Consider the following 3186-nt stretch of genomic DNA (forward strand, 5'->3'; position numbering starts at 1 on the left):
CTCTTAAGTTTCTCCCTAACTCAAAACATAGAACTCCCCAAACTCTCCCTAAATCAAAACTCAAAACTCAAAACTTTTTTCCGTTGTGCCCTAAACTAATATCAAGCAAAGAACAATGAATACAATGGGGCAAATTAGAGCAGTATTGTGTGGCTATTACGGCAAAGGCAATGGCGGAGATGAAGCATTGTTAGCTTCGTTGTTACAAATGTTGCCCAAAAATGTCTTGCCTTTGGTGCTTTCGGGAAATCCGCGAGAAACGAAGCAGCGTTATCAGGTGGAAAGTTACGATCGAATGTCTGCTTGGCAAGTCTTCAAAGCCATTCGTAGTGCTCAAGTTTTTATTTGGGGTGGCGGGAGTTTGATGCAAGATGTAACTAGTTTTGCTAGTCCAATTTATTATGCCGGATTGATGGGATTAGCCAAACAATTTGGACTGAAAACAATTGCTTGGGCGCAAGGAATTGGCCCTTTAGAACGTCCGATAATTCGGGAGATTGCTAAACAAGTTTTTGCCAAATGTGAATTGGTCAGCGTGCGCGATCGCGCCTCGGCTAACCTACTATTAAATTGGCAAATTCCCTGTTGTTTAGCACCCGATCCAGTATGGGCATTAGAAGATTTACCAGTGAAAAGACTTTGGGATTTACCAGCCCCAAGAGTAGCAGTAACTTTGCGTCAACATCCCCAACTAACCCCAGAAAAAATTGCTAATTTAACTCAAGCTTTAATTGACTTTCAAAAAGCTACCCAAACTTGTATTTTATTAGTACCATTTCAGAAAGCCAAAGATTTAGCGATCGCCAAATCAATTCAACCACAATTACCAGGTGCGAGTAAAATTTTGACCCTCGAAGATCCCAGAGAATTAAAAGGACTATTTCGTGGAGTGGAAATGGCGATCGGAATGCGTTACCATAGCCTGATCATGGCAGCAGCCCAAGAATGTCGTTGTTTCGCCCTCAGCTACGATCCAAAAGTTAGCCAACTAATGCAAGAATTGTCAATTCCCGGATGGAAATTAACAGAAATCCCTGACGAGCCGAAGTTAATTACCCAAACTTGGTTAGACTGCTATGCTAATGGTGATAGTCTATCCTCAGCACAGATTCAGTCCTTGGTAGACAGAGCACTAATTCATCGGGAATTGTTAAATCAAGCTTTAGCCGTAGATTGAAAGTTAAAAATGTTGCTAATAACTTAGTGGAAGAAGGCTTCAAGGCAGAAGGGTATTGAGTTGAAGGGGCTGGTGAGAGTAACAATTCTTGTCTGTTAACCAACAAATTATCTGCAAAACTCGCCCATACTATTACCTGTTCTCAATTGCTCAATCATTTTTGCTGTGCTGCACTAGAATAATCATCTGATCTAAGATAGGCTATTCACAATGCGACGACTAGTGCAGCATGACAGAAATAACTATATAGTTAAAACAACAGGAAAACCTGACTGTACAATTCTTCTTTCCTTGTGCCCTCTGCCTTCTGCCTTCTTGAACGCATTCAGGATTCTTAACTCTTTTGAACTAGAGCCATGAGTGAAGCCCAGAACCCCTTCGATAATACTACGCCACAACCGACTAACTTCCCCAACGAGACTGAATCCAATGATATTAAGTCGGTCGCAGATTTAGGCGCACAAAACGAACCAAATCAACCAGAGATATCTTTTACAATTCAGAAACAGGGTGCAGCAAAGCCTAACACCCCAGAAGAAGAAACATCACCTACAACTGAAGAAGCAGCCGAAGAACAGTTAAAGAGATCGTTTATTGGAGATGCTGGCGGATTGCGGTTAGACATTTCTAGAGAATCACAGTCAGAAACAGCAGAGGAAGAAGAAGATAGCAATCTGTTTGATATTAACTTAGAAGAGTTATTAGGATTTGAGCCAGTAAATACTACCGATGCGAATTATCCTAGCTCTAGCGAAAGCACTCAAACAACTGACTCCACTAATGAAAGCCCTCAAATTTCTGAAATTGCTGAGACAGAAACAGACGATTTCGATGTTTTGGAGTTGGTGAATTTAAGTGCAGCATTGCAACAGCAAAACAATGATTTGCTGTCTCATGTCCAAGATGTAGAAAGATTATTAGATGAGTGTAACCGAGCTTTGGAATCGCAGATTAAGCGATCGCAAACCGCAGAAGCCAAACTCGCTGAACAATCCAAAGACTTAAATACCACCCAAGAACAATTAGGCCGCTTATTCCGCGAATTAGAAGCTTCTCACCAAGTCGCACAACGTCAGCAAATATTGATTGAAACTTTAAATCACCAATTAGAAAGTAGCCAAGAACGAGTCGCAGAATTAGAACGTCAATGCGCCTTTATTCAACAACGTTACAACGAACAATCCCAACTACTTTTGCAAACCGAAAACACCCGCCAAGAACTCCAAGACCGTTTACAGCGACAACAGCGTTATACTCTGCAATTTAAAGCGGCATTAGATAAATGTGTCGATATGCCCACCATCAAAGAAATTAACGCTGAAATTAGTGCCTTGCTGAACTCTTCCGAAAATCAAACCAACCCTCAAAATATTTCTGAAGCAGTGCAATTGTTACTCAAACCTCAGCCAATCAAACCTTGGTCAGCAGCCTCAGAAATTTCAGCCGAACAATCAAACAATTCTCAAGAAGAAAGTAGCAGAAATTTAATATTACCTGAATTTAGTAGACCACAACCTCAGCTAGAAGCCAGCAAGGAATCTTTGAGTAATCCATTTTTAGAAATTGCCAAATCAGATCCAAATTTAGCACCAAACTTATCACTAGACCCAACAGATCGCCCCCCGGCAAATTTTGGTGCAGATGAAGAAGCGATGTGGGAAGAATTAGAAAGACTTACCCAAGGTACAATAGTAAATGTTACTCCCCAAGAAACTTCTGTCATTCCCCAACCCTCTAATTTATTCACACCAAATACCGAAGAATCTCCGGTTAAAGAAGCAGAATTGCGATCGGCAACACCAACAACAGCGCCTAATTTAATAGTAGCTAAAAATGATGATTTGGTTGATTCTAAACCTTACTCAAGTTCGCCTTCACCTATAGTTTATCCACAGCGTACTCCAAAGAAAATTAAATCATTAGCTGCTGTTGATTTACCCAGCTTTCCTCGACCTAGCCAAGCTAAGTAGGTAGGGGAGATGGGGACTGGGAACTGGGGACAAGGGGAC

At 41.2% G+C, this 3186-nt stretch carries 2 protein-coding genes; both read left to right on the plus strand.

The window, feature by feature from the left end:
• Window positions 1-124 precede the first annotated feature (124 nt).
• Window positions 125-1177 carry a polysaccharide pyruvyl transferase CsaB gene (gene csaB, locus IQ264_RS31970; RefSeq protein ID WP_193986708.1) on the plus strand — a complete coding sequence of 351 codons (1053 nt, stop codon included), beginning with the start codon at window positions 125-127 and terminating at the stop codon, window positions 1175-1177.
• Between the two features lie 356 nt (window positions 1178-1533).
• Entirely contained in the window at window positions 1534-3147 is a 1614-nt protein-coding gene (locus IQ264_RS31975; protein WP_193986706.1) for a hypothetical protein, read from the plus strand.
• Window positions 3148-3186: the final 39 nt, after the last annotated feature.

It is taken from the genome of [Phormidium] sp. LEGE 05292, from assembly GCF_015207735.1.
In the GTDB taxonomy this organism is placed as follows: domain Bacteria; phylum Cyanobacteriota; class Cyanobacteriia; order Cyanobacteriales; family Aerosakkonemataceae; genus Floridanema.